Genomic DNA, 24,981 nt, shown 5'->3' with positions numbered 1-24,981 from the left:
GACACGGAGGGAGGAGCGGCGCGTCCGCTGAGAGCGCACGGGAGCGCCGCTTAGGCTCGATCCCTCGGAGGTACACCATGGACGACCGTTACGGAACGGACGTGCTCGCCCGCGGGTGGCGCGACGCCGGACGCATCAGACCCGCCGAGGTCCCGGCATCCGCGGATCTCGTCGTCGAGGTCGCGGGCGACGGCTTCGTCGGCGCGGTGACCCGCGTCGACGGCATGAACGTCGAGCTCGAGGACCGCTTCGGCAAGCGCCGCCTGTTCCCGCTCGGCGGCGGGTTCCTCGTCGACGGCAAGCCCGTGGTGCTCAAAGCTCCCGCCGCCGCGCCGAAGGGGCGCACCCGCACGGCGTCCGGATCGTTCGCGGCGGAGGACCAGCGCGCGCGCACCGCTCGCGCGAGCCGCATCTTCGTCGAGGGCAAGCACGACGCCGAACTCGTCGAGAAGGTGTGGGGCGCCGACCTGCGCGCCGAGGGCGTCGTCGTGGAGTTCCTCGAGGGCGTGGACCTGCTCGAAGAGAAGCTGGATGCCGAGCCCCCGACCGCCGAGCGCCGGTACGGCGTGCTCGTCGACCACCTCGTGCCGAACTCCAAGGAGTCGCGCATCGCCGAGAAGATCGCCCGCGGCCGCCACGGTGCGCACGTGCGCATCGTCGGCCACCCCTTCGTCGACGTGTGGCAGTGCGTGACCCCCCGTGCCCTCGGCATCGCCGCCTGGCCCGAGGTGCCGCGCGGGATCGAATGGAAGGTCGGCGTGTGCCGCGCCCTGGGCTGGCCCGCCGAGGAGCAGGCCGACACCGCGCGCGCGTGGCAGCACATCCTGTCGAAGGTCACCACCTTCCGCGACCTCGAGCCGGCCCTGCTCGGTCGGGTCGAGGAACTCATCGATTTCGTGACCGTCCCGTGAGCGGCCGCAAGGTGCCCGTTCGGCACACCCCCGAGGGCTCGCCTAGCCTGGACGACATGGATGCCACCGCCCCCGTCTTCCGAGACAAGCCGGTGTCGTTCGTGCGTCGCAGTGGCCGCATGTCGGAGGCGCAGGACCGCGCCTGGGCGGAGCTCTCGCCGTTCTACCTGCTTCCGGTCGAGCGCACCGCCGCCGCGACCAGTGTGAAGCCGGGCACCGCAGTCGATCCGGTGGAGGTCTACGGTCGCACCGCGCGCCTGGTCGTCGAGATCGGCTCCGGCCAGGGCCACCAGATCGTCTCGGCCGCCGCCGCCGCACCCGACACCGACTTCCTCGCCGTCGAGGTCTTCACCGCGGGCCTGGCCCGCACCATGCTCGACGCCGATCGCGAGGGCGTGAAGAACCTCCGCCTCGTCGAGGCCAACGCGCCGGAGGCGCTCGAGCACCTGCTGCCCGCGGCATCCGTCGACGAGCTCTGGGTGTTCTTCCCCGACCCCTGGCACAAGAACAAGCACACCAAGCGCCGCCTGGTCGCCCCCGAGTTCGCGCGCATCGCAGCTCAGGCGATCCGCCCCGGCGGCACGCTCCGCCTCGCGACCGACTGGCAGGATTACGCCGACCAGATGCGCGACGTGCTCGACGAGGCCCCGGGCTTCGAACGGGCCTTCGCGGGGGAGTGGGCCGAGCGCTTCGAGGGCCGCGTGCTCACCGCCTTCGAGCGCAAGGGCCTGCGCGTCGGCCGCGATATCCGCGACCTCACCTACACGCGGGTTTCGCCGTGACCGCGCACACCGCGGTGCCGGTCCGAGAGCGTTCCACGTGGACGCCCAAGCTGATCCCGGCACTGTCGGTGTGCCTCGCCGCCCCGGCCCTCTTCGTCGTCCAGATCGTGTGGCTGGGCTGGATCCTGCTCGCCCTCGCGGTGGCATCCGCCGTTCTCGTCGATCGCCGCAATGGCGTCGCCCTCGCCCGCAGCGAGGAGCCGAGCATCGCCCGCGACATCTCTCTCGTCGCGGTCGGGCAGTTCATCGTCAGCCTCATCCCGCTGCACGCCGAGCTCGACAACGCCGCGTTCGTGCGCTTCACCCTGGCGCTCGGCGGGGCGGTCGTCGTCCCCTACGTCATCTCGCGGTTCGTGTACCGGGACCGCGCGATCTCGTTCCCGTGGCGCGGCGGCGGACGCTGGACCTGGTGGCAGTGGGCGTGGCTGGGCGGGGTCATCGTGCTGGGCTACCTCATCCTGCCCTTCTACTTCATCACCTCGGGCGTCTACCGCAACTGGCCCGAGGTCGTCACCCCCGAGCTCATCGGCCGCCTCTTCGTGGGCGTGGGCGCGGTCGGCATCTGGGACGAGCTGTTCTTCATCTGCACGGTCTTCGTTCTGCTGCGCCGTCACTTCCCCGACCTCACCGCCAACCTCCTGCAGGCGATCGTGTTCGTGTCGTTCCTGTGGGAGCTCGGCTACCAGGCGTGGGGCCCGCTGCTGACGATCCCGTTCGCGATCGTGCAGGGTTTCCTCTTCTTGAAGACCCGCTCGCTCTGGTATGTCGTGACCGTGCACCTGCTGTTCGACGCCGTCGTCTTCGGGGTCCTCGTGCACGCGCACAATCCCGATTCGGCATCCATCTTCCTGATCTGATCCCGGATGCCGGCGCCCCGGCCGCTCCGCCGACTCGCGGTCGCGCCCGGCCGGCGCCCCCCGTCGTGATAAACGCTCGCTGCACTCGGAAACGCTCGCAGCGGGCGTTTGTCCGTGCAGCGAGCGTTGATCACTCCCACCCGCGCCTACCCCCGCCCGCCTACGCCCGCCGCGGGGCGACGGGGCGGGGGAGCGGGCGCACGGGCACTGCCCAGGACGGCTCGCTACGCTGGACCCCGGACGCCGACCCGCGTCCCCGGACGAGGGATCAGTACCCGGACAGCGACAAGACTGGCCAAGGAGCACAGCCATGTCCTGGATCGTCCTCATCCTCTCCGGGATCCTCGAGGCCGTCTGGGCCACCGCCCTGGGCCGCACCGAGGGCTTCACCAAGCTCTGGCCGAGCGTGATCTTCGGCGTCGCGCTCGTGGCATCCATGGGCGGTCTCGCCTTCGCGATGCGCGAGATCCCCACCGGAACCGCCTACGCGGTGTGGGTGGGGATCGGTGCCGCGCTTACGGTCGTGGTCGCGATGGTGAGCGGAACCGAGACCGTCTCGCTCGTGAAGGTGCTGCTCGTCCTGGGGCTCGTGGGCTGCGTCGTCGGTCTGAAGCTGGTGGGCGACGCCCACTGACCAGGGCATTTCGCCGAAAGTCAACCGGATGGAACGTTCGGTTTCATCCGGTACGATCCTGCCCAACTGCACTTGTCCGGGCCAGACACCGTCGTCACTCGCCCATGTCTTCCCCTGTGAAAGGTTCCGAGTGAGCGCACCGCCGAGCGAGCTTGCCCCCGCGACACGCCCGTCACCCGTCATCGGGCGACAGCGTCGACTCGATCGAGTGCGCGATTCGCGCCTCGGCCGTGCCCTCGCCCAGTACGGGCGCGACGTCCTGCGCAAGCCCGAGGGCATCGTCCCGGTCGAGCGCGGCGCCTTCACGAAGATCCTGATCCTGTGGGCCCTCGCCCGCGTGGTCAACTTCGGCATGCTGTGGGGCTTCTACTCCATCGCCAAGGCCGCGCGCTGGGGCTTCGGTCCCGACGGCGAGCGCCTCGGCACCTTCTGGGACTACCTCACCGGGTGGGATGCCGACCGCTACGGGCAGATCGCCGCGCAGGGCTACCCGATGTCGCTGCCGATGAACGTCTCGGGTGACATCCTCCCGAACAACTGGGCGTTCCTGCCGGTGTTCCCCACCCTGGTCCGCGTGCTGTCGGGTACCACGGGTCTGGGCTGGCAGCCGGTCGCCGTGCTTCTGAGCCTGGGTGCGAGCCTGGGCGCGACCTGGTTGCTGTTCGTGCTGATGCGCACGGTCACCAAGCCGCAGCCGGCCTGGTGGGCCGTCGTCTTCTTCTCCTTCGCTCCGATGTCGTTCCTCTTCGTGATCGGCTACAGCGAGGGCCTGTTCATGCTGCTGATGTTCGCGGGCATGCTGCTCGCCATCAAACGGCGCTACCTGTGGATCCTGCCGATCGGCCTCATCACGGCCTACACCCGTCCCGGCGTCCTGGCCCTGGGGCTGGCCCTCGGCATCGTGTTCCTCGTGCGGTTCTTCCGCCGCAAGGTCGACCCCTTCCCGATGCGGGAGTGGCTCTCGCTCATGGCATCCGGTCTCGTGATCGCCGCGGCGGGCCTGTCGTGGAACCACATCGCGCAGTACGTGACGGGCACGCACAACGCCTACATCCGTACCGAGCTCGGCTGGTGGCTCGACTACGTCGGCAACGACGAGTTCACGCCCTTCACCCCGTGGTTCCGCCAGGCGGGTACGCACCTGGGCGTCGTGGGCATCATCCTCGTGATCGCGCTGATCGTCGCCTTCGCGGCGCTCATCTGGTCGCGCCCCGTCCGCAAGCTCGGTCTCATGGTCGTCGCGTACGGCTTCAGCTACGGCGTCTACATCTTCGCGGTGTTCCTGCCGCAGCAGAGCACGTTCCGCCTGCTCATGCCGATGGCCCCGCTGCTCGGCGACGAGCGGTGGTCTTCGACGCCGCGCCGCCGGACGGCGATCCTGGTCGGGTGTCTCGTGCTCCAGGCCGTCGCGATCCTGCTGTTGTGGACGCGCGGGAATCCGTGATCTCGCGCTGACAGACGAAGAGGGGCGGTGCCGTCAGGCACCGCCCCTCTTCGTCGTCCCGGGGATCAGTCGGGCTGCCCACCGGGATCGACGGCGTCGACCACATCCTGTTCGGCGGCGTTGTCGGCATCCATCTCCGCCGATCCCGTCGCGCCCTCCTCGGTGGTCGCGAACGCGCCGGCCGAGGAGTCGGAGGCCCCGGCGGGCGCAGGCTCCGTCTCGGGCGGGAGGGGGATGGTCGGCTCCGCGGGAGTCGGGGCGGTCGGCTCGGCGGGGTTCGGGGCGATGGGCTCCGACGGCGCCGGCTGCGAGGGATCGGACGGGGTCTGGGGGAAGGTCGGTGTGCTCATGGGACGACTCTCCGCCTCGTGCCGGCGGTGCGCGAGCCCCTTCCGCTTCCCGCTGCCTCGGTGTACCCGAGTGCGGCTAGGATTTCGGCGGGGATTCGACGACAAGGGGCCGAGGTGTCCACCGCACACGATGTGACCAGGCGCGATGCGATCGCGCAGTACCGCCTTGTCGGCGAGCCGCCGGAACCCGATCTGCAGGGGCTCGTCGAGCTCGCTGCCACCGTGTGCAATGTGCCCACGGCGGTCATCAACATCATCGACGACCGTATGCAGCACCAGGTCGCGGCGGTCGGGATCCAGGCCGCCTCGTGCTCGCGCGAGGATTCCATGTGCGCCGCGGTCATCGGCACCCCGGGCAGAGTCGTCGTCCCCGACGCGCGGATCGACGCCCGCTTCGCCCAGAACGCCTTCGTGACCGGCGAGATCGCCCACGTGCGGTTCTACGCCTCGAGCCCGCTCGTCACTCCGGCGGGGGTCGCGATCGGCACGCTCTGCGTCTTCGACGACGAGGTCGGAGAGCTTTCGGATGCCAGTAGCCGCGCCCTCGATCTGCTCGCGCACCAGGTGATCGACGTTCTCGAACTACGCCGGGTGCAGCGCGATCTGCTCGCCTCGAACGCTCAGCTCGAGAGCTTCGCGGTGCAGGTCAGCCATGACCTGCGCAATCCGCTCACGGCGCTGAGCGGGTTCCTCGAGCTCGCCGCCGACAGCCCCGAGATGGTCGACGCGCCGCGCGCGGCGCAGTCCCTCTCGCGCGCGGAGGCCGCCGCCGGGCGTATGACCGCGATGGTGACCGACCTGCTCGACTTCGCGCGCATGGGCGGCGCCCGCCCGCACGTGACCGAGGTCGACGTGGCCGACACGGTGGACGCCGTGCTCGAAGACCTCGACGGCGTGCTCGTGAGCACCGGCGCCGAGGTGACGGTCGAGGCCGCGACCCCCGTGCGGGCCGACGACACGCTGCTGCGCGTGCTGCTGCAGAACCTCATCGCCAACGCGGTGAAGTTCACGGTCGCCGCCGAGAAGGTCCCGCGCATCACGGTGAGTGTCGAAACGCTCCCCGACGGGTGGCGGGTCTCGGTCGACGACAATGGCGATCCCGTCGAGCCGGACCTGCGCGAGCGGGTCTTCGAACCGATGCAGCGCGGTCACGGCGCCGAGGTGCAGGGGATCGGCATCGGCCTCGCGACCTGTCGCCGCATCGTCGAGGCGCACCGCGGCACGATCGGCCTCGACGCCTCTCCCGCGGGGGGCACGCGAGCGTGGTTCGTCCTCCCGGCGGCAGCCTGAGCGCTATCGGTCGAGGCGCCGAGAAGCAACCTCCGCGACGGGTGTCGGAAGGGGGCCGTAGCGTGGGCGGTGTCACGCGGGCCGACGGGTCCGCGTCATCGATCCCGGATGCCGAGGAGGAACGCCCCATGGCCCGCAACGTGCGTCTGCTGCACTGCACCCCCGACGACGTCTTCCGGGTGCTCGCGAACGGGTGGCTCTACCCGCTGTGGGTGGTGGGCACCTCGCGCATGCGCGATGTCGCCGAGTCGTGGCCCGCCGAGGGATCGACGCTTCATCACTCCTTCGGGTCGTGGCCGCTGGTGGTGAACGACACGACCGTCATGCGGGAGTGGGATCCGCCGCGGCGGGCGGTGCTCGAACCCCACGGCGGACCCATCGGCGTCGCCCGCGTCGCGATCGACGTGAAGGCCCGCGGCGACCGCTGCGTCGTGCGCATCCAGGAGGAGCCCGTCACCGGCCCCACGAAGCTCCTGCCCGACACGGTGTTCGACGCCATCACGCGGTATCGCAACGCCGAGACCCTGCACCGCCTCGCCTACCTCGCCGAGGGCGGGGCACCCGGGACGACGGGCGGCGCCGCTGCTCTGGGACACGAGTCCACCGCCGAGAAGGAGCCGATCGACCGATGAGCGAGAGCTACGACGCGATCATCGTCGGCTCCGGACCGAACGGTCTGGCCGCCGCCGTCACCCTGGCCCGCTCGGGCCTCTCGGTGGCTGTCTACGAGAAGTCCGCGACCTTCGGCGGCGCGGCCTTGACCGCCGAGCTCACTCTGCCCGGGTTCCGTCACGACGTCGGGTCGGCCGTGCACCCCCTGGCGCTGGAGTCGTGGTTCTTCCGCGAGTTCGGCCTCGACCGCCGCATCCCTCTCCTCGTCCCCGAGATCTCGTACGCCCACCCCCTCGACGGCGGCCGGGCGGGCCTCGCCTATCGCGACCTCGCGCGCGCGGCGGAGGGGCTCGGCGTCGACGGCCCGGCGTACGAGCGCCTGATGCGCCCCCTCGTCGAGCACCTGCGCGGGGTCGCCGACTTCACCGGCAATGCCCTGCTGCGCATTCCCGGCGATCCCCTCGCGGCGTTCTTCTTCGGCATCCGGGCTCTGGAACAGGGCGGGCCGTGGTGGAACGCGCGCTTCCGCGAAGAGATCGCGCCCAGTCTCATCACCGGCGTCTCCGCCCACACGATCCTGCACCAACCGAGCCTCGCCGCCGGGGGAGCGGGCCTCGTGCTCGCCACCTACGGTCACGGCCGCGGCTGGCCGATCCCGGTCGGGGGCAGTCAGTCGATCGCCGATGCGATGATCGCCGACATCCGCGCCCACGGCGGCGTCCTGCACGCGGGCGTCGAGGTGACCTCCCTCGACGAGTTGCCCCCGGCCCGGGCGGTGCTGCTCGACACCACCCCGCGCTCGCTCATCCGACTCGCCGGAGACCGGATGCCGGCGGCCTATCGCCGCGCTCTCGAAAGGTTCCGCTACGGCGGCGGTGTCGCCAAGGTCGACTTCGCCCTGTCGGATCCGGTGCCGTGGAGCAACGCCGACGTGGCCCGCGCGGGCACCGTGCACATCGGCGGCACCCGGTCCGAGATCGCGGTTGCCGAGAACGCCGTGGCCCGCGGCGACCTGCCCGACGCCCCCTACGTCTTGGCCGCGCAGCCGACGCTGTTCGACTCCACGCGCGCACCCGAGGGGAGACACGTCCTCTGGGCGTACACGCACGTGCCGTCGGGGAGTCCCGCCGACCGGGAGGAGGCCGTGGTCCGACAGATCGAGCGCTTCGCTCCGGGATTCCGCGACACCGTGCTCGCCTCCTCGTCGCGGACAGCTGTCGACATCGCGGCGTGGAATCCCAATTTCCCCGGTGGGGACATCTCGGCGGGGGCACCCACGCTCACGCAGCTTCTCGGACGCCCGGTCTACAGCCCCGATCCCTGGCGCACGCCGATGAAAGGCGTGTACCTGTGCTCGTCGTCGACCAGCCCCGGTCCGGGCGTGCACGGTCTCGCGGGGTGGCAGGCCGCGCTCAGCGCACTGCGGCACGAGTTCGGCACGCGTCTGCGCCCCGACCTCGCTCCCCGCGACGACCAGCTGCTCACCGCGGCCGGGTAGTCGTGCCCGAGGGGGACAGCGTCTATCGACTCCGCAGACGTCTCGAGGTCGCGACCCGCGGCGCGCGGGTGCGCGACGGGGAGCTGCGGTCGGGCAACGCCGCGGGTCGTTCTCTGGCCGGACTCCGCGTCGAAGAGTACGACACCCACGGCAAGCACCTGCTCACGCGCTTCGACGACGGTTCCACCCTGCACACCCACCTGCGGATGCAGGGGAGCTGGACCATCACCCGGGCCGGGCGTTCCCTGCCGAGCTCCGCTCGTGAGACGGCGCGGGTGCGCCTGCGCCTGGAAGACGGGCGAGAGGTGTGGGGCCTCGACCTCCCCGTCGTGGAGCTGGTCCCCACCGCACGCGAGAGCGACGCGATCGGTCACCTCGGCCCCGACCCCCTCCGCGCGGACTGGGATGCCGCCGAGGCGGTGCGCCGACTCTCGATGCGCCCCGACCGGGCCTTCGTCGCGGCGCTTCTCGATCAGACGGCCATCGCCGGTCTCGGCAACCTGTGGGTGAACGAGCTCGCCTTCCTCCGCGGCATCCATCCGTTCGCCCCCATCGGGACGACCGATCTCGACGCGCTCACGGCGCTCGCGGCGCGGTGCCTGCGGATCTCGGCGACCGTGCCCGGGATGTACCAGGTGACGACCGGTGACCGGAGGAAAGGCTCCTCGCACTGGGTGGCCGGTCGCGCCGGCCGACCGTGTCTGCGGTGCGGAACGCGCGTGCGCGTGCGCGACGAGGTGCAGAACGACCCCGAGCAGCGGCGGACCTGGTGGTGTCCGCGGTGTCAGCCGCAGCCCGGAACCGCCGATGTCGGAACCCCCGAGTAGAACGGGATCATGGCCGTCCCCCGCGAGAACCTGCTGCGCGTCACCCGCATTTACGCCGAAGACGCCGCCCTCGAGCTCGAGCGCGGACGCGAGATCGTCGCGCGCTGGCCCGAGGCCGATATCGTGCCGATCGCCTCGCACTGGCAGATCCCCGAGGTGCACGGCGACGAGACGAACGTCGCCCGCTGGGTGCGCATCAAGACCGAGGCGCTCGTCCTGGGTGTGAAGAAGAGCGTGACGACGCGGGTCAACGGCCGCTCGGCCGACTTCATCGCCCCCTCGCTCTCGAACGGCTGCGCCATGGCCTGCAGCTATTGCTACGTCCCGCGGCGCAAGGGGTACAGCAACCCCATCACGGTGTTCGCGAACATCGACCAGATCACCCGGCACCTCGCGCGACACGTCGCGGCGCGCGGTCCCAAGACCGAGCCGAACCAGTGCGACCCCGACGCGTGGGTCTACGACATCGGCGAGAACGGCGACTGCTCGGTCGACGCCCTGATCAGCGAGAACGTGCGCGACGTCTGCGACCTGTTCCGCATGACGCCCACCGCGAAAGCGTCGTTCGCGACGAAGTTCGTCAACCGAGACCTGCTCGACTGGGATCCAGCGGGCCGGACGCGCATCCGGTTCTCGCTCATGCCGGCGAGCACGGCCAAGGTCACCGACCTGCGCACCTCGCCCATGGCCGAGCGGATCGCCGCGATCAACGACTTCGTCGACGCGGGATTCGAGGTGCACGTCAACTTCTCGCCCGTCATCCTCACGCCGACGTGGCTCGCCGACTGGGCGGAGCTCTTCGAGCACCTCGACGCCGCGCTGCACCCGAGGGCCAAGGCACAACTGGCGTGCGAGGTGATCTTTCTCACGCACAACGAGGGGCTGCACGAGGTGAACCTCGGGTGGCACCCCCGGGGCGAGGAGCTGCTGTGGACTCCGGCGGTGCAAGAAGAGAAGCGCTCGCAGAACGGGGCCGTCAACGTCCGCTACCGCCACCCGCTGAAGGCTCAGGCGGTCGCCGCGCTCACCGACCTCATCGCCCGCACGCTCCCGTATTGCCGGGTGCGCTACGCCTTCTGAGCCGCGTCAGCCGATGTCGCCCGTGGGGGAGCCCTCGGGGGTGGCGGCCTCGTCAGCGTCCTGCTGCGCGGCAGCACCCTCCTCCGGAGACTCGCTCCCCGCGCCGTTGGAGTCCTGGTCGGGTGCGTCTTCTGCGCGTCCGTCGTTCGGGGCCATGGTCGTCCTCTTCCTCGTGGTGGGGTTCGACGCTGGCACGGAGCGCGACCCGTGTCCAGGGGCTCGACGGGCTCAGAGCGGAACGATCCCGAAGCGTTCGACGAAGTCGGCGCTCGCGGCGTCCTCGAAGTCGTCGGCCTCGTCGCGCAGGTCGACGTCGCCCACGGGGATCACAGGAACGGAGCCAGTGCGCCGGCGGTCAGGGCCAGGGCCAGGGCCGTACCGCCGACGCCGGTCGCCGTGAGCACGGCGGCACGTTCGAGCCGACGGCGGCGCGAGACGTTGACGGGGTGGGTCGTCGAGCGCAACGACGCCTTCGCCATGTCGAGCGCGTCGTAGCGGCCTACGGGCACGCCGTGGGCGTCACGCGAGACGAAGCCGCCCGCGACCTGATCGACGCAGCCGAAATACTCGCCGCCGCGATGAGCGACCCAGAAGCCCGTGTCGACCTTCGCCCACATCACGCGTGCCGAGGCCAGGGCAGCAGGAGATCCGGAGGAGGTGTCCATGTCAGGCCGCTGCCGAGAGGGTGCGGCGACGGGCCGGAGCGGAAGCGCGCACCGGCTGGGGGCGCTGCGCGGCGTCGTTCGCGGGGATCTCCGCGTTCAGGTCGACGACGAGGCCGGCCGAGGAGTTCGCCAGGTCGGCCATGTTCTTCAGCACGGTGGCGTTGAGCGTCTCGGGCTCGGCGGAGTCGAAGACGAAGCGCAGGGGGATGGCGGGCTGCAGCCACAGCGTGGATCGGCCGGGGGTGCCGTCGACATGCGTCCAGCTGAGCGTGAAGCTCTCGCTGCGGCGGAGTTTGGTGGTCGTGACGACCTTGATGTGGGAGAGCAGTCGGTCGGGGATGACGATCGACTCGGTCGACGTTCCGTAGAACAGGTGGCCCATGGGGTACTCCCTTCAAAAGCGATTAGCTATACGTAGAACATACTCGACTAGTAACTAGTTTGTCTAACTATTATTTCCGAGGTATAGTCGGCGGACGAGCGGGAGGAGTGTGCCATGACCGGTGTCGACACCACGTCTCTCCGGCCCGCGGTCTCAGACGCCCCGCCGGAGGTCACGTATTGGTACGGCGATGAGCCAGCCGATCGTCGTCAGCGCGGCAAAGCCGTCCTCGAGGCGCTCCGCATCTACCGCGCGGCCGAGGTGGCCATGCGGCGGCGCACGCGCGACTCGATGTCGATGGGAGAGAACGAACTCCTCGTCCTGCGCTATCTCCTGCGCGACTCGACCCGTCAGGTGCGGCCGGGGGAGCTGACCCGGTATCTCGGTCTTTCCACCGCCTCGACCACGGCCATCCTCGATCGCCTGGAACGCTCGGGTCACGTCACCCGCGCGGCCAACCCCGACGATCGGCGCAGCATCTTCATCCAGGCGACGCCCCGCGCTCACGCCGAGGTCCGACAGACTCTCGGCAACATGCACGATCGCATGCTCGCGGCCGTGATCGACATGACCCCCGACGAGTCCGCCGCGGTGGTCGCCTTCCTCCGACGCATGAGCGATGCCGTGGACGGCGTCGCCGTGGACCACCCGGCGGTCGAGTCCCCGTGATCTACGTGCTCGTCGGCGGCCCGCGCGACGGACAGCACGTAGACGATCTGCCTCGCGGCTACCGCCTCTCCCTCAGTGATCCTCAGCCCGAACCGTTCGGCGAGTTCGACACCGTGCGCGCGGTGTGGTTCGAACTCGACGAGGCGATGTTCCGGTCCGCGCAGCGTCGCGACTGAGCCGTACCTCACACCCGGTCGGCGGGCAAGCCACCTGCGTCGCGAGCGACCTTCCGTCACAGTGGCCGTATGCGATGCGTGACCTATGCCGGCGAGACCGTGATCACCACCGACGACGTCGCGGCGGCGCTGATCGAGTTGACCGCGGCGGTGGCGAAGGAAGGTCAGGCCGAGGCCGTGAGCATCCCCATCGTCACCGATGACCGGACGGTCGCTCAGGCCGAGCTCGTCATCGGCGTCGGCAACGACGTGCTCTCGGCACCGGTGGAGTGGCACGACGAGGAACCGGATTTCTCGCACGCCGCCGCGGAGCTCAAGGAGCACCGTCTGTTCCCGCGGCCCCATCTCCGCGCCGTCGAGCCGGAGTCGGACGACGAGGACGAGCCCCTCGACTACGACTTCGACCAGCCGATCGAGGCCTGAGCCGACGGGTGAGAGACGCCCCGTCCCGGGTGAAACGCGCCGGGAGCGTTGTCAACGGCTTCTGGCATCCGTTATCTTCTCAAGTCCGTGCCGGTCGGCACGGTGAGCCGAGGAAAGACGAGAGCATGACCGCGAAGCGCGATCTGCGTCCGGAGCAGCAGGCGAAATACCTGCCGTTCCTCCCCTCGTCGTACCCTCCGGCGCCGGTCGTCTAGACATCCGTCTTCTCGCGCCCCGCACCGTCAGGTCGGGGCGTTTCTCTTTCCACCGTGTGGGGGAGTGCCTCGTCCGCAGGCTCGACTCCCCGCGCAGCAGCGCACCACACGAAGGAAAGGACCCATGCAGAAGCTCACCGAACGGCTCGTGTCGTGGGCGAGCCTGATCGATGACACGACCATCGAGCAGGCACGCACCTCGTCGCGGATGCCGTTCATCTACCCTCACCTGGCCCTCATGCCCGACGCCCACCTGGGCTTGGGCGCGACGGTCGGCTCGGTCATCCCGACGCTCGGGGCCATCATGCCCGCGGCCGTCGGCGTCGACATCGGCTGCGGCATGATCGCGGTCAAGACGCAGTTCACGGCCGTCGACGTGACCGGCCGAGACCTGTCGGCACTGCGGCAGCAGATCGAGCGCGCCATCCCGCTGTCGGCCGGGCGCGACAATCGCAAGATCGTCGCCACCGCCGAGCCGCGCGTGGCCGAGCTCGAGGCGCTCGCCGAGAAGGCCGAGTTCGACCCTGCCTCGTACGCGGGCCATTGGCGCCACCAGCTCGGCTCGCTCGGCAGCGGCAACCACTTCATCGAGATCTCGCTCGACGAGAACGACGACGTGTGGATGTTCCTGCACTCGGGCTCGCGGGGCGTCGGCAATCGGATCGCGAAGCACCACATCGGTGTCGCCCAGCGCCTGACGAAGCAATGGTGGATCGAGCTCCCGCACCCCGACCTGGCCTACCTGGTCGAGGGCCCGCCCGAGTTCACGCGGTACATCCGCGAGCTCCGGTGGGCGCAGCACTTCGCGTTGCTCAACCGCGAGGAGATGATGGACCGCGTCGCGAACCAGCTCGGACGTTTCCTCGACACCCCCGTCGAGGAGCGCGAGCGCATCAACTGCCACCACAACTTCACCGAGTCGGAGATGCACTTCGGCAAGAGGGTGTGGGTGTCGCGAAAGGGTGCGATCATGGCCGACGCCGGTCGGCCTGGGCTCATCCCCGGTTCGATGGGCACCGCGTCGTACGTCGTCGAGGGGAGGGGCAACCCCGTCGCCCTGAACTCCTCGCCGCACGGTGCGGGCCGGGAGTACTCGCGCTCGGCCGCCCGCAAGACCTTCACGCACGAGCAGCTGCGCGAGGCGATGGCGGGAATCGAGTACCGCGACACCGACGCGTTCATCGACGAGATCCCGCAGGCCTACAAGCCGATCGACCGAGTCATGGCCGACGCCGCCGACCTCGTCACGGTACGGCACACGCTGCATCAGATCGTCAACGTGAAGGGCGATTGAGACCGGATGCCGTGACTGCCGCGCCGCAGTCATGGCATCCGTCCTCCGGAGGGGTGAAATACACCATTCGGAGGATGCGGCCGAGGCGGCCCCGCGGCCACGATGGAGCGGAAGCCCGCGAAGCCGCGCGGGCGGACGCTTCCCCCCGGAGTGGAGATCCATGTCGCTCGATCGAGCCCGTACCGTCGCCCACCGCCCCGAGCCCACCGACGGGAGGGAGCGCCAGAGCGCGAGCATCCGGCTGGCCCGGGTCCGGCTCGCGGCCTTCGTCCAGAGCACCGCCGACGACATCGTCGAAACCTCGCACGCGGCGGTCGCGGCGCTGCGCTCGGCGGTGTCGTCGGGAGCCGCCCTCGAGCGCATCTCGGCCGAACTCGAGGTCAGCACCGGCGCGATCCGGGCGATCGTCGACGGCTCGGTGCCCCTGCGCAGCCTGCACCCCGACGACCGGCTCCGCTCGGTCTGACGCGGCGCCCCCCGCCTGTCCCGTGTGTTCGCCGGGTGCGGGTCCGCCTGCCCGCCCGCGGGGTTACGCTCGTGGCAGGACGAGGGCGGAGGAGGGGTGATGGGCGAGCGCAGATTCGAGTGGGGTGGACTGAGCGCCGACCGCGGCGATTACGTCACCGCGGCCGAGGCGCTGGCCATGCTCGAGGTGCTCGTCATCGCCCAGGCCGATCTCGACGTGACCACCGAGCTGCGTGACGGCGCCGCGTGGGCGCGCTTGTCGCGGGGCCAGCGTTGGGCCGTCGTGACGACGCCGGGTTCCCGCTGGTTCTCGGTCGAGACGGACACGGGCCACCGCCTGCAGATCGTCGACGCCAACACCTCGAAGGACCAGAGCGCACAGTTGCTCGCGGTGTACGTCGACGTGGCCGAGGCGTACGTTCGCGGAGACGCCGAGCCCGGACGCGCCGGCGGCATCGGCGGATCGGTGCTCGCCGTCGACGTCAACGGTCGGCAGGTGCTGCTGACGCAGTCCGTGGGGCGTCGGTTCCGCGGGCTGTTCGGTCGATAGGGCTCCAGCCGCTCGGCTCCTGGGTCGCTAGGCCCGACCACCGCCGCGGTCAAGCCGGTGTTCTCCGACCGCTGTCTTGCCAGGCTGGAGCGGTACGCGACGAAGGGAATCCCATGAGCGACCCGCAGAACTCCGCGCCGGCCGACGACGCCGCCGACCTCGGCGACGACCCCACGGTCAAGCCCAGCCAGGAGAACGACCCCGACGAGGGCGCGAAGGCCCCCTCGAAGGACGACCCGAACGCCGACCACCAGGCGACGGGCATCGGAGTCATCGGCGACGAATGATCCGGATGCCGCGGGGCGGGCGTCGGCGTGTCGGCCCCCGCCCCGCGCGTCAGGGCCTGCCGCGCCGCGGTGCTAACCTTGACCGGTCCGCCTCCGTAGCTCAGGGGATAGAGCGTTGGTTTCCGGTACCAAAGGTCGCAGGTTCGATTCCTGTCGGGGGCACACGAAGAAGGCCGCGATCCTCCGATCGCGGCCTTTCGCCTTCCGCGGGCTCAGCCCTCGTCGGTGACCGCGCCCGTCGGCTCGGCATCCTCCACGATGTGCCGGGAGCCCAGCTCGTCGGCGACGGCGCGGCCCTGATCGACCGCCTCCTCGCGGCTCGAGAAGCTCGCCGAGAGGTCGGGGCGACCCTCGACCGCGTTCTCCCACTGGCCTCGGTTCGATCGGGTGGTCACGTCGTTCTGGCTCATGGCATCCATGTGACACCCGTCTCGAGTACTCCGCCCCCGTCTTGACAGCCGTTGTCAAGACCACACCGCGATTTCGAGGGCGACTGGGATGCTGGGGTCACCTTCGAAAGGGGTCTGTCATGAGCATCGGAGCCGGCATCGCGCTGTTCGTCATCGGCGCCATCCTCGCCTTCGCGGTCAACCTCCCGAACGAGTTCGTCGACCTCACCACGATCGGCTACATCATGATGGGGGCGGGTGTCATCGTCTTCCTCATCGGTGTCGTCCTGCTGGTGCGTCGCCGCCAAACCGATACGGTCACCCGCACCGAAGGAGTCGGGGGAGCGCAGGTCACGCGTTCGACCACGCGCTCCTCGAACGACGACCTCGTCTGAGTCCACGGGGTCCGACCCCGGAGTACGAGAATGACCGAACCCACCCCCACCGTCGCCTACGACCCGGCCGTCGACGACCTCTTCGACGGGCGCTATCGGCTGGGTCGCGTGATCGGCCAGGGCGGGTACGCGCGCGTCTACGAGGCCGTCGACACCGCTCTCGAGCGCACTCTCGCCCTCAAGGTCATCGATGGCGACGGCGCCGATCCGTCCGACGTCGCACGCGTCCGCTCCGAGATCCGGCTGCTCGCCTCGCTGTCGCACCCGTCGCTCGTCACCCTCTACGACGCGAAGCTCGACGCGCAGCCCGCTTATCTCGCGATGGAGCTCATCTCGGGGCCGACGCTCACCGATCGCATCGCGCGCGGAGCACTGCCCGGGCCGGAGGTCGCCCGCATCGGCCGCGAGATCGCCGAGGCGTTCGCCGTCATCCACGCCCGGGGGATCGTCCACCGCGATGTGAAGCCCTCCAACATCCTCATCCGCCCCGCCGCACACACCGGCGAGACTCCGCGCGCGACCCTCGCCGACTTCGGCATCGCCTCTCTCGTCGGCGCCACGCGCGTGACCCGCGCCGACACCGTGATCGGCACCGCGGCCTACCTCAGCCCCGAGCAGGCGCGCGGGATGCCGGCGGGCCCCGCGAGCGACGTCTACGCGCTCGGGCTCGTCCTGCTCGAGGCGTTGACCGGCTCTCGTCCCTTCGGTTCCCGCACCCCGCACGAGGCGCTGGCGGCGCGGCTCGTCGCTCCCCCCGAGATCCCCGCGCAGATTCCCGCGGCGTGGCGCGAGGTGCTCGAGCGCATGACCTCGATCGAGCCGAGTGAGAGACCGGATGCCACGAGCCTCATCGTCGCGCTCCGAACCCTGTCGGGCGTCTCGGTGCCCCCTCCCGCCCCCTCGCTGCCGGCCACCTCGCTGACCACGGCCGCCCTCGGCGGAAGCACGGCGCCCACCCGCGTCTTCGAGCCGTCCGCGAAGACGGCGCCCCGCGAGGCGAAGCGCACGCCGTCGCGTCGAGCGCTCGTCATCGGCGTGATCGTCGCGGTGCTCCTGGCCGCGGGCGGCATCGGCGTCGCCGCGGCCGTCGGCGGGGCCGGCGGGACGACCGAGCCCGCCCTGCCGTCCCTTCCGCAGCCCCTCGATCAGCACATGGACGACCTGTACCAGGAGGTGGGTCCGTGATCCGGCGAGCAGCTCCCGCTGCCGGGCTCCTGCTCGCTGCATCCGTGGCCCTCGCCGCGTGCACCCCGCCGGCGCAGGCCCCCACCGCGTGGCAGCAGAACGTCCAGACGGTCGCCGACCAGGCCTCGACCGGCGATTACGCCTCCGCTTTGGCGAGCCTCGACGCGCTCGAGGCCGACGTGATCGCCCGTCGCGACGCCGGCGAGATCACGGCCGACGAGGCCGACGGCATCCTGAATCGGATCGCCACCGTCCGCGCCGATCTCACCTCGCTCGTGCCCAGCCCCGAGCCCACCCCGACGACCGAATCGTCGACGGGTTCGTCGACCGGTTCATCGACCGAGGAGTCGACGGAACTCGCTCCCGAACAGTCGCAGGACACCGTCACCGACGACGGCGGAGACGGGCCCTCGCAACCCGCTCCCGACGACAAGGGTCCGGGCGGAAAAGACGACAAGGGACCCGGGGGCGGCAAGGGCCCGGGCAAGAAAGACGGCTGAGCCGCCTCGCACAACGCGCGCCGAGGGGGTCGGAATGCGTGCGAGGATTGCCCGGTGCCGCGCCGCGTGACCGCTGAACTCGACCTCGATCTCGGGGCCTCCGTCGACCTCATCTTCCAGATCACCGCCGCCCAGGGCGCACCCCTCGCGAGCGAGGACCTGACGTTCTCGCAGGGCGATCGCACCTATGCGCCCACGGAGCTCGTCGACCACGCCGGCAGTCGACTGCACCGGCTCACCGCCGACCAGGGCCCCCTCTCGGTGCGCTACGAAGCGGTCGTCTCCGGCTCCGCCGAGAGCCCTCGCACGACCGATCTCGACACGATCGGCTACCTGCGTCCGAGCCGCTACTGCCAGTCCGACGAGGTGTTCGCCCAGGCCCGGCGGCAATTCCGCGGTCTGTCGGGGCGCGAGCTGCTCACCGCGGTGTCGGACTTCGTGGCATCCACCGTCACCTACACGCCCGGGCTCAGCCTCGGCACCGACAGTGCCGTGACGACCCTGTCCACAGGCCAGGGCGTCTGCCGCGACTACGCGCACGTGGTGATCGCTCTCCTGCGCGCGATGGACATGCCCGCCCGCTACACCGCGTGCTTCGCTCCCGGGCTCGAGCCGATGGACTTCCACGCCGTCGCCGAGGCGTACCTCGACGGCGCCTGGTACGTCGTCGACGCGACACGCCTCGCCGACCGGCGCTCGCTCGTGCGTATCGCTACGGGGCGCGATGCGGCCGACTGCGCCTTCCTCAGTTTCCACGGCGGGTACGTGGGACTCGAGCGGATGAGGGTGGATGCCGTGCTCGAAGACGCCCCCGCGGCGGAGCCCGACGATCACCGGGCCCTGGTGCGGATCGCCTGACGCGGCCTCCCAGGCGCCGCGCCCTAGACTTGCAGGGTTATGGATCCTGCAGCCCTCTCCGCCGCCCTGCTCACCGTCATCGCCCCCCTTGCCGAGGGGCGACGAGAGGGGTCGTCGGCCGGGATCACGGTGGCCGACCTCCCGCTCGAGCGGCCGAAGAACCGTGACCACGGCGACTGGGCGTCGAACGCCGCGCTCAAGCTGTCGAAGGTCGTCGGCGCCAACCCGCGCGAGTTCGCGGCCGAGATCGCCGCGGGCCTCGAGGCCGTCGACGGCATCGCCAGCGTCGAGGTCGCCGGCCCCGGCTTCATCAACATCCGCCTCGACGCCGCTGCCGCCGGCGCGCTCGCGCGCCAGATCGTCGAGCAGGGGGCGGCGTTCGGAACGAACGACAGCCAGCGCGGCAACACGATCAACCTCGAGTTCGTCAGCGCCAACCCCACCGGTCCGCTGCACATCGGCCACACCCGTTGGGCCGCTCTCGGCGACGCGATCGCCCGCGTCCTGCTGGCCAGTGGCGCAACGCTCGTGCGCGAGTTCTACATCAACGACGCCGGCGCGCAGATGGAACGCTTCGGCCGGTCGGTCGTCGCCGCGATCGCGGGCGAGCCGACCCCCGAAGACGGCTACGGCGGCGCCTACATCGCCGCTCTCGCCGAGCGCGTGCGGGCGGCCCGGGCCGACATCCTCGAGCTCGACCGTGCGGAGCAGATCGCGGTCGCCACCGAGCTCGCCTACGACTTCCAGCTGGGCGAGATCCAGGCCTCCCTCGCGCGTTTCAACGTCCACTTCGACGTCTGGTTCTCGGAGCGCGATCTGCACGCCCGCATCGAGGGACAGCCGAGTCTCGTCGACGAGGCCGTCGACCGGCTGCGCGAGCAGGGCCACGTCTTCGACGAAGACGACGCCGTGTGGGTGCGCACGACCGACTTCGGTGACGACAAGAACCGCGTCATCCGTCGCTCGAACGGCGAGTACACCTACTTCGCCGCGGACGCCGCGTACTACCTCAACAAGGGCGACCGCGGATTCGCGCACAAGATCTACCTGCTCGGTGCCGATCATCACGGCTACGTGCACCGCCTCAAGGCCCTCGCCGGCGCGGCGGGAGACGACCCCGAGAAGGACATCGAGGTGCTGATCGGTCAGCTCGTCTCGATCAACGGCGCGCGCCTGTCCAAGCGCGCGGGGAACATCGTCGAGCTCGACGATCTGCAGGCGTGGCTCGGCACCGACGCCCTGCGGTACTCGCTCGCGCGCTACCCGGCCGATTCGCCGTTGACGCTCGACCCCGAGATCCTGCAGAAGCGCACCAACGACAACCCCGTCTTCTACGTGCAGTACGCCCACGCGCGCACGCACAACGTCGCCCGCAACGCCGCCGACTCGGGCGTCGACCGCTCCGAGTTCGCTCCCGAACTGCTCGATCACGAGACCGAGTCGGCGCTGCTCGGCGCGCTCCAGGAGTACCCGCGCGTCGTGGCGTTCGCCGCCGAGGTCCGCGAGCCGCACCGCGTCGCGCGCTACCTCGAGGAGCTTGCGGGCCTGTACCACCGCTGGTACGACAACTGCCGTGTCATCCCGCTCGGCGACGCACCCGTGGAGTCGGTCCACCGCACGCGTCTGTGGCTGAACGACGCCACGGGTCAGGTGCTGCGCAACGGCCTCGACCTCCTTGGCGTCAGCGCTCCGGAGCGGATGTAGACGATGACGGATGCCACGGCTCCCCGCCGCCGGACCGGTCGCTGGATCGCCGTCCTGGTGGTGGCGGTCGTGCTGCTGGCCGGCGCGGTCGTCGCCGCGGAGTTCATCGCGCGCTCGGTCGTGACCAGCACGGTGCGCTCGCTCGTCGTGAAGAACGTCGGCCTGCCCGACGACCAGGACGTCGCCGTGTCGGTGGCGGGCCTGGTCCTGCCGCAGTTGCTCGGCGGGCGTTTGAACGAGGTGACGGTGTCGTCGGACGACGTCACCCTCGGGCCCATCACGGGCGACGTCCGCGTCGACCTCCGTGGCGTGCCCGTCTCGGGCGACGCCGCGGCGGACGGGGGAGTGGCCTCGGTGCGCCTGAACCCAGACCAGCTCAAGGCGCTGCTCTCCGAGGTCCCCGACCTCCCGGCCAGCTCCGTCACCGTCGCCGCGCCCGACGTGAACATCGAGACCTCGCTCTCGCTCTTCGGCATCGCGATCCCCGTGGGCATCGGGGTCACCCCCGGCGCCGACGCGGGCGATCTCACCCTCACGCCGTCCACGTTCCAGGTGGGCGGCAACGCGATCGACGCCGATACGCTGCGCTCCCAGTTCGGCGGCGTCGCCGATTCGGTGCTCAAGACGACGAGCCTGTGCATCGCCGACCGACTTCCGGCGGGCCTCACCCTGACTTCCGCCACCGTCCAGGGGCAGGACCTCGTCGCGACGTTCGATGTGGCCGGCGGCATCCTGAACGATCCGGCGCTGCAGAGCGACGGCACCTGCGGCTGAGCACTCAGCTCGAGAGCTCGAGGAGCCCCGCCTCGACGAGTTCGTCCAGGATGCCGAGCACCCCGGCCTCCGCGGCCGGATCGCCGATCTCGTCGACGATGGCCCGCACCACGGCGGCGCGCGATGCTCCGGGGGCGAGATCCCACAGCAGGGGAGCGAGGCCCGCGAGGACGCGGAGGGTGCCGCCTCCGTCGTGCGCGGCGGTGAGCACCGCGAGGCGGCCGCCAGTCAGGGGCACCCAGTCGGCGACCTCGGGTCTGCGGTAGCGAGGGGCGGGGGCGCCGTCGTCGAGGGACAGCGCGATGTCGTGCTCGACCGACGGGTCGGTCGGTTCCCCGGAGGGGAGCGCGAGCTCTGCGGCATCCATGTCGCTCAGGAGTGCGACGAGGTCGCTCGCCTCGGAGTACTCCGCGCGCAGGGCGCCACCGGTCTCGCCGAGAAGGCGCGCCATCGTGCGCAGCGGCCGGGGGAGCACCGCGAGGGCGCTGCAGTGCGGGGCCAGGGCGGTCAGCGCCTCGGAGTCGGCGATCGGCGTCAGCCGCGCGGGCGTCGGCTCCGCGCGACGGTCGAGGAGGACGAACCGGCCCACGCGCAACGGCGCGTCGGGAAGCGGCCGCAGGCCGAGCTCGCCCGGGGACGACTGCACCTTGAACGCGTGGCCCTCGGTGATGACCGACAGCGGCTTGCGGTACGGGTGCACCGTCCCGTCGGCGCGAATGCCGACCGTCTCGTCGGTGACGTATCCGCGGTGGCGGGCGAGGGTGCGCGTGGCCGTCGTCTTGCCCGCGCCCGAGGGGCCGACCAGCACGCTCACCCGCCCGTCGGCCGTGGCGAGTCCCGCCGCGTGCAGCAGGAGCAGCGTGCCGCGGCCCGCGGAGATCGCGGCCTGGGTGACGGTGCTCGACAGGTCGGACAGCATCTGGGCGAGAGGTGCGTCGGTGGAGGGGGTGACGACGGTGAGGGCGGCAGTGGAGCCGGGGGCGAGGGCGTCCTCCCACGCGCGAGCGATCGCCGCGCGACCCGTCGCGTCGAGCCCCGAGACGTCGATGCCGATACGGGCGCCGACGGCGTCGACGATGAGCTGTTCGGCGGGGAGGGAAGGGGTCACCGGCCTACCGTAGAGCCGTCGGGAGGCGCGGCCTCGGGCCGGGTGCGGGACTCCGCTGTCGTCGCTCCAAGACTCACCCTGGACGGTCACTTCTTTCACCCGCGGGCGGCCCAGGGCCGAAGACCGGCCTGCGGGTTCACCCGTCGGGCGGCCGGGACGAACGAGCCGGCGCGTCGCGCGATCAGACCTAGGATCCCGTCGTCCGCTCGGTCGTGCCCCGGGCCCCGCACGTGCCGTGAAAGGCGACCGATGACCTCTTCCCTCACCCGCCGATCCGTCCTCGTCGCGGGAGCCTGGGCGGTCCCCGCGGTGTCCACCGTCGTGGCGACGCCCGCGTGGGCGGTCAGCGGAGTCCGCATCTGGGACGTGACGACGTCTCGCCCGTGGGCGTACCCGGACGAGGTGCTGACGGTCCGTGCGACCAGCGTCGACGACACCGGAGCCCGCCGCGGGGGAGAAGCGCTCGCCCTCTGGCTGGGCGACCCCGACCAGGGCGTGATCGACCAGCCGTCCGGGCTCACCGACGACTCGGGCGTCTTCGAGACGACCCTGCGCGTCCGCACCGGCGCGATCGCCGAGACGGGCACCCTCACGGTGTCCTCGGCGTCCGGGACGGCGAGCACGACGTTCGAGGTCCGCGCCGCAGGGGTCGTGGCGCACGACGTGACGGGCGGATCGACCCGCGTCAGCGCGCTGCCGCACGGACGGCAGAACGACGTGGTGAACCTCGAGAACCGGCAGTTCCCGCACAGCGACCTCCAGCCGACCGGCCGATACGTTCTCTCCGGCCAGAGTCTCGAGGTGCTCGTGCCCGAGGACGCGCCCACGACGGTGTCGCTGATCATCGGGACCCGGGGGCCGTGGCGAGACCTCAACGGCGGGCAGAAGACGGAGCTCGTGGCCACCGCGCTCGTCGCCGGGCGGCAGAACGTCATCGCCTCGCAGGACGGCATCGTCTACGTGCAGAACACGTCCGTCGACCGCACCGTCGAGCTGACCCTCAGCGGGGGAGCCCCGCACCCGGTGTGGGTGAAGGATCGGACGACAGCGGACGAATTCGCCGCGCAGCTCGCGGCGTGGCCGAGCGCTCCCGCGGTCACCCTCGTCGGGCAGCGCGCCTTCGCCGATGTGCAGCGTCGCCTCGTCGACGACCTGGCGGCGCGCGCGGTCGCCTGGGATCCGGCCGACGTGATCCTGCGTCTGGATCGGGTCGTGGAGTACACCTGCGACGTCTACGGCCTGTCGTACGCGGCGGTCGGGATCGGGCGGAAGCTGCCCGGACGCGTCTATTTCGGCGGACCGGACTCGGGCGGCGGCTGGGCGTTCGCCACCAGCCAATGGGTGTGCTTCCAGATCGACACGGGAGCGAGCGAGACCCTGCTGACCGACACCGACAGCTGGGGCGTCTGGCACGAGGTGGGGCACACCTTCCAGGCGCCCGTCTATCGCTGGAGCGGTCTGATGGAGGTCACCGTCAACATCTCGGCCCTCATCCTGCAGCACCGGCTCACCGGGCAGAACCGCCTCGACGACGAGGCTGACCGGAAGGACCGCGTCGCGCAGTACCTCTCGCAGCCGCTCGACCAGCGCGACCACGAGCGACTGACCGCGGACGACCCCTTCCTGGGCCTGTACCTGTTCGAGCAGCTGCGCCGATCGTTCGGCGACGGCTTCTACCCCGCGCTCAACCAGGCGTACCGCGTGCGACGCATCCGCGGCGGGTCGATGCCGGAGCCCGATCAGGACAAGAAAGACCTCTTCGCCGAGATGGCGTCCCAGGTCGCCGACCGCGATCTCGGACCGTTCTTCACGCAGTGGGGCGTTCCGGTGTCGGCATCCGTCCTGTCATCCCTCTCGGCCTACCCGGCGCTGCAGAACCCGATCTGGGTCGCCGTCGACTCCCACGATGCCGTCGTGGAACGCTCCGTCGGCTACGACCTGCCCGTCGGAGCGCTCTCGCTCGTCGACGGCTCGATCGATCTGGGCGAGCACGACGGCGCGTCCGCGCGGGTGACGGCCCTGTCCACTCTCGGCGGCGCGACCAGCACGCTCGTGGCCGCCGAGTCCACGGCGAAGGACCTCGGCGCAGACAGCGGTCACATCACGGTCGTGCTGCAGGGCGCGGACGGCACCCTCGAGGCCCTGTGGCGCACGGCGCCGGTCACCGTCGCCTCGGGGCTGAAGTTCGTGGGCATCATGGACTGGCTCTCCGGCTGGGTCGGGATCAGCCGCGACGGCACGCATCTCACGGCGACCTCGACGGGGATCCGCCCCCACGACTACTACTTCCAGGGGCGTCTTTATTACGAGCTCACGCTGCGGGATGCCGCGGGCACCGACCTCGCGACGGTCTCGGTGAACGGCGACGAGACGCACGACAAGGTGGTCGCCGCCCTCGACGGTCTCGCGATCGCCGACGGCTTCACCCTGGTCGTCGACGCCGCGGAGGTCGACCGCGTGCGCGTGTATCGCGACAGCGCGCGGGTCGATGCGCTGACCACGCGGCCTCAGACCCTGACGATCGCCGGCGGGCGTTTCGTGGTCTGACCGCGAGGGTCGCGTGGGAAAGGGGCGGCATACGTCGTGCCCTAGACTGCAAGGACTGCCCGCCGCGTGACTCTCCGCGCGGGTGGGAGCCGTGATCCGCGGCCGTCGCG

General features: G+C 70.8%; 30 protein-coding genes, 1 tRNA gene and 1 riboswitch. Of the genes, 25 read left to right on the top strand and 6 right to left on the bottom strand.

All coding sequences use genetic code 11. From position 1 onward, the window contains the following. Nucleotides 1–77: 77 nt before the first annotated feature. From F9B98_RS01925 to F9B98_RS01905, 5 genes are all read left to right on the top strand, one after another. Nucleotides 78–911 carry a DUF3097 domain-containing protein gene (locus tag F9B98_RS01925; RefSeq protein WP_150952104.1) on the top strand — a complete coding sequence of 278 codons (834 nt, stop codon included), beginning with the start codon at nt 78–80 and terminating at the stop codon, nt 909–911. Nucleotides 912–967: 56 nt separating this feature from the next. After that, a complete protein-coding gene (gene trmB / locus F9B98_RS01920) occupies nt 968–1,693 on the top strand; it encodes a tRNA (guanosine(46)-N7)-methyltransferase TrmB (protein WP_150952101.1) in 726 nt (241 codons plus the stop codon). Then, nucleotides 1,690–2,550: a CPBP family intramembrane glutamic endopeptidase gene (locus F9B98_RS01915; RefSeq protein ID WP_191966626.1), complete on the top strand. Its 861-nt coding sequence runs from the start codon at nt 1,690–1,692 to the stop codon at nt 2,548–2,550. The genes trmB and F9B98_RS01915 overlap by 4 nt, the downstream gene beginning before the upstream one ends. Before the next feature lie 235 nt (nt 2,551–2,785). Continuing rightward, nucleotides 2,786–2,850: riboswitch (guanidine-III (ykkC-III) riboswitch) on the top strand. A 10-nt stretch (nt 2,851–2,860) separates the two neighbouring features. Further along, nucleotides 2,861–3,184: a DMT family transporter gene (locus F9B98_RS01910; RefSeq protein ID WP_150952098.1), complete on the top strand. Its 324-nt coding sequence runs from the start codon at nt 2,861–2,863 to the stop codon at nt 3,182–3,184. 208 nt (nt 3,185–3,392) lie between these two features. Next, complete coding sequence (locus F9B98_RS01905) at nt 3,393–4,628, top strand: hypothetical protein (RefSeq protein WP_150952096.1); 1,236 nt, start codon at nt 3,393–3,395, stop codon at nt 4,626–4,628. 65 nt (nt 4,629–4,693) lie between these two features. Here F9B98_RS01905 and F9B98_RS01900 read toward each other — a convergent pair whose 3' ends face one another. After that, entirely contained in the window at nt 4,694–4,978 is a 285-nt protein-coding gene (locus tag F9B98_RS01900; RefSeq protein WP_150952093.1) for a hypothetical protein, read from the bottom strand. Nucleotides 4,979–5,110: 132 nt separating this feature from the next. Between F9B98_RS01900 and F9B98_RS01895 the strand changes: the two genes are divergently transcribed. The 5 genes from F9B98_RS01895 (at nt 5,111) to F9B98_RS01875 (ending at nt 10,285) form a co-directional block, all read left to right on the top strand. Then, nucleotides 5,111–6,268, top strand: coding sequence for a sensor histidine kinase (locus tag F9B98_RS01895; protein ID WP_225310186.1), 1,158 nt, complete (start codon nt 5,111–5,113; stop codon nt 6,266–6,268). Nucleotides 6,269–6,396: 128 nt separating this feature from the next. Then, entirely contained in the window at nt 6,397–6,900 is a 504-nt protein-coding gene (locus F9B98_RS01890; protein WP_150952087.1) for an SRPBCC family protein, read from the top strand. Further along, nucleotides 6,897–8,378, top strand: a complete 1,482-nt coding sequence (locus F9B98_RS01885; protein ID WP_150952084.1) for a phytoene desaturase family protein — start codon at nt 6,897–6,899, stop codon at nt 8,376–8,378. The genes F9B98_RS01890 and F9B98_RS01885 overlap by 4 nt, the downstream gene beginning before the upstream one ends. 2 nt (nt 8,379–8,380) lie before the next feature. After that, nucleotides 8,381–9,205 (top strand): DNA-formamidopyrimidine glycosylase family protein, encoded by an 825-nt coding sequence (locus tag F9B98_RS01880; protein WP_150952081.1) that lies wholly within the window; start codon nt 8,381–8,383, stop codon nt 9,203–9,205. A 9-nt stretch (nt 9,206–9,214) separates the two neighbouring features. Beyond that, nucleotides 9,215–10,285, top strand: coding sequence for a spore photoproduct lyase family protein (locus F9B98_RS01875; RefSeq protein WP_150952079.1), 1,071 nt, complete (start codon nt 9,215–9,217; stop codon nt 10,283–10,285). 6 nt (nt 10,286–10,291) lie between these two features. On the opposite strand, the gene F9B98_RS15820 is transcribed toward F9B98_RS01875, so the two are convergent. The 3 genes from F9B98_RS15820 to F9B98_RS01865 all read right to left on the bottom strand — a co-directional run bounded on the left by F9B98_RS15820 (nt 10,292) and on the right by F9B98_RS01865 (nt 11,332). After that, on the bottom strand, nt 10,292–10,441 hold the full coding sequence (locus F9B98_RS15820; RefSeq protein WP_191966625.1) for a hypothetical protein: 150 nt from the start codon (nt 10,439–10,441) through the stop codon (nt 10,292–10,294). 170 nt (nt 10,442–10,611) lie between these two features. Further along, nucleotides 10,612–10,950: a hypothetical protein gene (locus F9B98_RS01870; protein WP_150952077.1), complete on the bottom strand. Its 339-nt coding sequence runs from the start codon at nt 10,948–10,950 to the stop codon at nt 10,612–10,614. A 1-nt stretch (nt 10,951) separates the two neighbouring features. Then, nucleotides 10,952–11,332, bottom strand: a complete 381-nt coding sequence (locus tag F9B98_RS01865) for a hypothetical protein (RefSeq protein ID WP_150952074.1) — start codon at nt 11,330–11,332, stop codon at nt 10,952–10,954. A gap of 114 nt (nt 11,333–11,446) precedes the next feature. On the opposite strand from F9B98_RS01865, the gene F9B98_RS01860 reads away from it, so the two are divergent. From F9B98_RS01860 to F9B98_RS01830, 8 genes are all read left to right on the top strand, one after another. Then, nucleotides 11,447–12,001, top strand: a complete 555-nt coding sequence (locus tag F9B98_RS01860; RefSeq protein ID WP_150952071.1) for a MarR family winged helix-turn-helix transcriptional regulator — start codon at nt 11,447–11,449, stop codon at nt 11,999–12,001. Next, nucleotides 11,998–12,177, top strand: a complete 180-nt coding sequence (locus tag F9B98_RS01855; protein ID WP_116537942.1) for a hypothetical protein — start codon at nt 11,998–12,000, stop codon at nt 12,175–12,177. The genes F9B98_RS01860 and F9B98_RS01855 overlap by 4 nt, the downstream gene beginning before the upstream one ends. 69 nt (nt 12,178–12,246) lie before the next feature. Next, nucleotides 12,247–12,600 carry a hypothetical protein gene (locus F9B98_RS01850; RefSeq protein ID WP_225310185.1) on the top strand — a complete coding sequence of 118 codons (354 nt, stop codon included), beginning with the start codon at nt 12,247–12,249 and terminating at the stop codon, nt 12,598–12,600. 339 nt (nt 12,601–12,939) lie between these two features. Beyond that, on the top strand, nt 12,940–14,109 hold the full coding sequence (locus F9B98_RS01845; protein WP_150952065.1) for an RtcB family protein: 1,170 nt from the start codon (nt 12,940–12,942) through the stop codon (nt 14,107–14,109). A gap of 160 nt (nt 14,110–14,269) precedes the next feature. Then, the gene (locus F9B98_RS01840) at nt 14,270–14,575 is read left to right on the top strand and encodes a hypothetical protein (RefSeq protein ID WP_150952062.1); all 306 of its coding nucleotides are present in this window, start codon (nt 14,270–14,272) and stop codon (nt 14,573–14,575) included. Between the two features lie 99 nt (nt 14,576–14,674). Further along, on the top strand, nt 14,675–15,124 hold the full coding sequence (locus tag F9B98_RS01835) for a hypothetical protein (protein ID WP_150952059.1): 450 nt from the start codon (nt 14,675–14,677) through the stop codon (nt 15,122–15,124). 113 nt (nt 15,125–15,237) lie between these two features. After that, complete coding sequence (locus tag F9B98_RS15815; protein WP_191966624.1) at nt 15,238–15,411, top strand: hypothetical protein; 174 nt, start codon at nt 15,238–15,240, stop codon at nt 15,409–15,411. An 89-nt stretch (nt 15,412–15,500) separates the two neighbouring features. Next, nucleotides 15,501–15,573, top strand: a tRNA-Arg gene (locus F9B98_RS01830). Between the two features lie 50 nt (nt 15,574–15,623). On the opposite strand, the gene F9B98_RS01825 is transcribed toward F9B98_RS01830, so the two are convergent. Further along, nucleotides 15,624–15,830 carry a DUF2188 domain-containing protein gene (locus F9B98_RS01825; protein ID WP_225310184.1) on the bottom strand — a complete coding sequence of 69 codons (207 nt, stop codon included), beginning with the start codon at nt 15,828–15,830 and terminating at the stop codon, nt 15,624–15,626. Nucleotides 15,831–15,940: 110 nt separating this feature from the next. Here F9B98_RS01825 and F9B98_RS01820 point away from each other — a divergent pair, with 110 nt between their 5' ends. From F9B98_RS01820 to F9B98_RS01795, 6 genes are read left to right on the top strand one after another with little or no spacing between them, the layout of a single operon-like run. Continuing rightward, entirely contained in the window at nt 15,941–16,195 is a 255-nt protein-coding gene (locus F9B98_RS01820) for a DUF6458 family protein (RefSeq protein ID WP_150952056.1), read from the top strand. 30 nt (nt 16,196–16,225) lie between these two features. After that, nucleotides 16,226–17,380, top strand: a complete 1,155-nt coding sequence (locus F9B98_RS01815) for a serine/threonine-protein kinase (protein ID WP_150952053.1) — start codon at nt 16,226–16,228, stop codon at nt 17,378–17,380. Next, entirely contained in the window at nt 17,377–17,880 is a 504-nt protein-coding gene (locus tag F9B98_RS01810; RefSeq protein WP_150952050.1) for a hypothetical protein, read from the top strand. The genes F9B98_RS01815 and F9B98_RS01810 overlap by 4 nt, the downstream gene beginning before the upstream one ends. 54 nt (nt 17,881–17,934) lie before the next feature. Next, a complete protein-coding gene (locus F9B98_RS01805; RefSeq protein ID WP_150952047.1) occupies nt 17,935–18,738 on the top strand; it encodes a transglutaminase-like domain-containing protein in 804 nt (267 codons plus the stop codon). A 39-nt stretch (nt 18,739–18,777) separates the two neighbouring features. After that, nucleotides 18,778–20,442, top strand: a complete 1,665-nt coding sequence (locus tag F9B98_RS01800; RefSeq protein WP_150952044.1) for an arginine--tRNA ligase — start codon at nt 18,778–18,780, stop codon at nt 20,440–20,442. A 3-nt stretch (nt 20,443–20,445) separates the two neighbouring features. Beyond that, nucleotides 20,446–21,216 carry a DUF2993 domain-containing protein gene (locus F9B98_RS01795; protein WP_150952041.1) on the top strand — a complete coding sequence of 257 codons (771 nt, stop codon included), beginning with the start codon at nt 20,446–20,448 and terminating at the stop codon, nt 21,214–21,216. A 4-nt stretch (nt 21,217–21,220) separates the two neighbouring features. Here the strand turns inward: F9B98_RS01795 and F9B98_RS01790 are convergent, their stop codons facing one another. Then, nucleotides 21,221–22,324 carry an ATP-binding protein gene (locus F9B98_RS01790; protein WP_150952038.1) on the bottom strand — a complete coding sequence of 368 codons (1,104 nt, stop codon included), beginning with the start codon at nt 22,322–22,324 and terminating at the stop codon, nt 21,221–21,223. Between the two features lie 249 nt (nt 22,325–22,573). Between F9B98_RS01790 and F9B98_RS01785 the strand changes: the two genes are divergently transcribed. Beyond that, nucleotides 22,574–24,871: a M60 family metallopeptidase gene (locus tag F9B98_RS01785; protein ID WP_150952035.1), complete on the top strand. Its 2,298-nt coding sequence runs from the start codon at nt 22,574–22,576 to the stop codon at nt 24,869–24,871. Nucleotides 24,872–24,981 lie beyond the last annotated feature (110 nt).

It is taken from the genome of Microbacterium testaceum StLB037 (assembly GCF_008763945.1).
Taxonomy (GTDB): domain Bacteria; phylum Actinomycetota; class Actinomycetes; order Actinomycetales; family Microbacteriaceae; genus Microbacterium; species Microbacterium testaceum_G.
The sequence above is the reverse complement of the archived record's forward strand: the minus strand, read 5'-3'. Positions and strand labels throughout refer to the sequence as shown.

What these genes read in the sequence shown, in the direction of transcription:
- F9B98_RS01845 (WP_150952065.1), top strand. Translation starts at nt 12,940, where the DNA reads ATGCAGAAGCTCACCGAACGGCTCGTGTCGTGGGCGAGCCTGATCGAT.
- F9B98_RS01800 (WP_150952044.1), top strand. Translation starts at nt 18,778, where the DNA reads ATGGATCCTGCAGCCCTCTCCGCCGCCCTGCTCACCGTCATCGCCCCC.
- F9B98_RS01835 (WP_150952059.1), top strand. Translation starts at nt 14,675, where the DNA reads ATGGGCGAGCGCAGATTCGAGTGGGGTGGACTGAGCGCCGACCGCGGC.
- F9B98_RS01900 (WP_150952093.1), bottom strand. Translation starts at nt 4,978, where the DNA reads ATGAGCACACCGACCTTCCCCCAGACCCCGTCCGATCCCTCGCAGCCG.
- F9B98_RS15820 (WP_191966625.1), bottom strand. Translation starts at nt 10,441, where the DNA reads ATGGCCCCGAACGACGGACGCGCAGAAGACGCACCCGACCAGGACTCC.
- F9B98_RS01865 (WP_150952074.1), bottom strand. Translation starts at nt 11,332, where the DNA reads ATGGGCCACCTGTTCTACGGAACGTCGACCGAGTCGATCGTCATCCCC.
- F9B98_RS01860 (WP_150952071.1), top strand. Translation starts at nt 11,447, where the DNA reads ATGACCGGTGTCGACACCACGTCTCTCCGGCCCGCGGTCTCAGACGCC.
- trmB (WP_150952101.1), top strand. Translation starts at nt 968, where the DNA reads ATGGATGCCACCGCCCCCGTCTTCCGAGACAAGCCGGTGTCGTTCGTG.
- F9B98_RS01870 (WP_150952077.1), bottom strand. Translation starts at nt 10,950, where the DNA reads ATGGACACCTCCTCCGGATCTCCTGCTGCCCTGGCCTCGGCACGCGTG.
- F9B98_RS01890 (WP_150952087.1), top strand. Translation starts at nt 6,397, where the DNA reads ATGGCCCGCAACGTGCGTCTGCTGCACTGCACCCCCGACGACGTCTTC.
- F9B98_RS01820 (WP_150952056.1), top strand. Translation starts at nt 15,941, where the DNA reads ATGAGCATCGGAGCCGGCATCGCGCTGTTCGTCATCGGCGCCATCCTC.
- F9B98_RS15815 (WP_191966624.1), top strand. Translation starts at nt 15,238, where the DNA reads ATGAGCGACCCGCAGAACTCCGCGCCGGCCGACGACGCCGCCGACCTC.
- F9B98_RS01785 (WP_150952035.1), top strand. Translation starts at nt 22,574, where the DNA reads ATGACCTCTTCCCTCACCCGCCGATCCGTCCTCGTCGCGGGAGCCTGG.
- F9B98_RS01840 (WP_150952062.1), top strand. Translation starts at nt 14,270, where the DNA reads ATGTCGCTCGATCGAGCCCGTACCGTCGCCCACCGCCCCGAGCCCACC.
- F9B98_RS01875 (WP_150952079.1), top strand. Translation starts at nt 9,215, where the DNA reads ATGGCCGTCCCCCGCGAGAACCTGCTGCGCGTCACCCGCATTTACGCC.
- F9B98_RS01910 (WP_150952098.1), top strand. Translation starts at nt 2,861, where the DNA reads ATGTCCTGGATCGTCCTCATCCTCTCCGGGATCCTCGAGGCCGTCTGG.
- F9B98_RS01795 (WP_150952041.1), top strand. Translation starts at nt 20,446, where the DNA reads ATGACGGATGCCACGGCTCCCCGCCGCCGGACCGGTCGCTGGATCGCC.
- F9B98_RS01885 (WP_150952084.1), top strand. Translation starts at nt 6,897, where the DNA reads ATGAGCGAGAGCTACGACGCGATCATCGTCGGCTCCGGACCGAACGGT.
- F9B98_RS01925 (WP_150952104.1), top strand. Translation starts at nt 78, where the DNA reads ATGGACGACCGTTACGGAACGGACGTGCTCGCCCGCGGGTGGCGCGAC.
- F9B98_RS01815 (WP_150952053.1), top strand. Translation starts at nt 16,226, where the DNA reads ATGACCGAACCCACCCCCACCGTCGCCTACGACCCGGCCGTCGACGAC.
- F9B98_RS01825 (WP_225310184.1), bottom strand. Translation starts at nt 15,830, where the DNA reads ATGGATGCCATGAGCCAGAACGACGTGACCACCCGATCGAACCGAGGC.
- F9B98_RS01850 (WP_225310185.1), top strand. Translation starts at nt 12,247, where the DNA reads ATGCGATGCGTGACCTATGCCGGCGAGACCGTGATCACCACCGACGAC.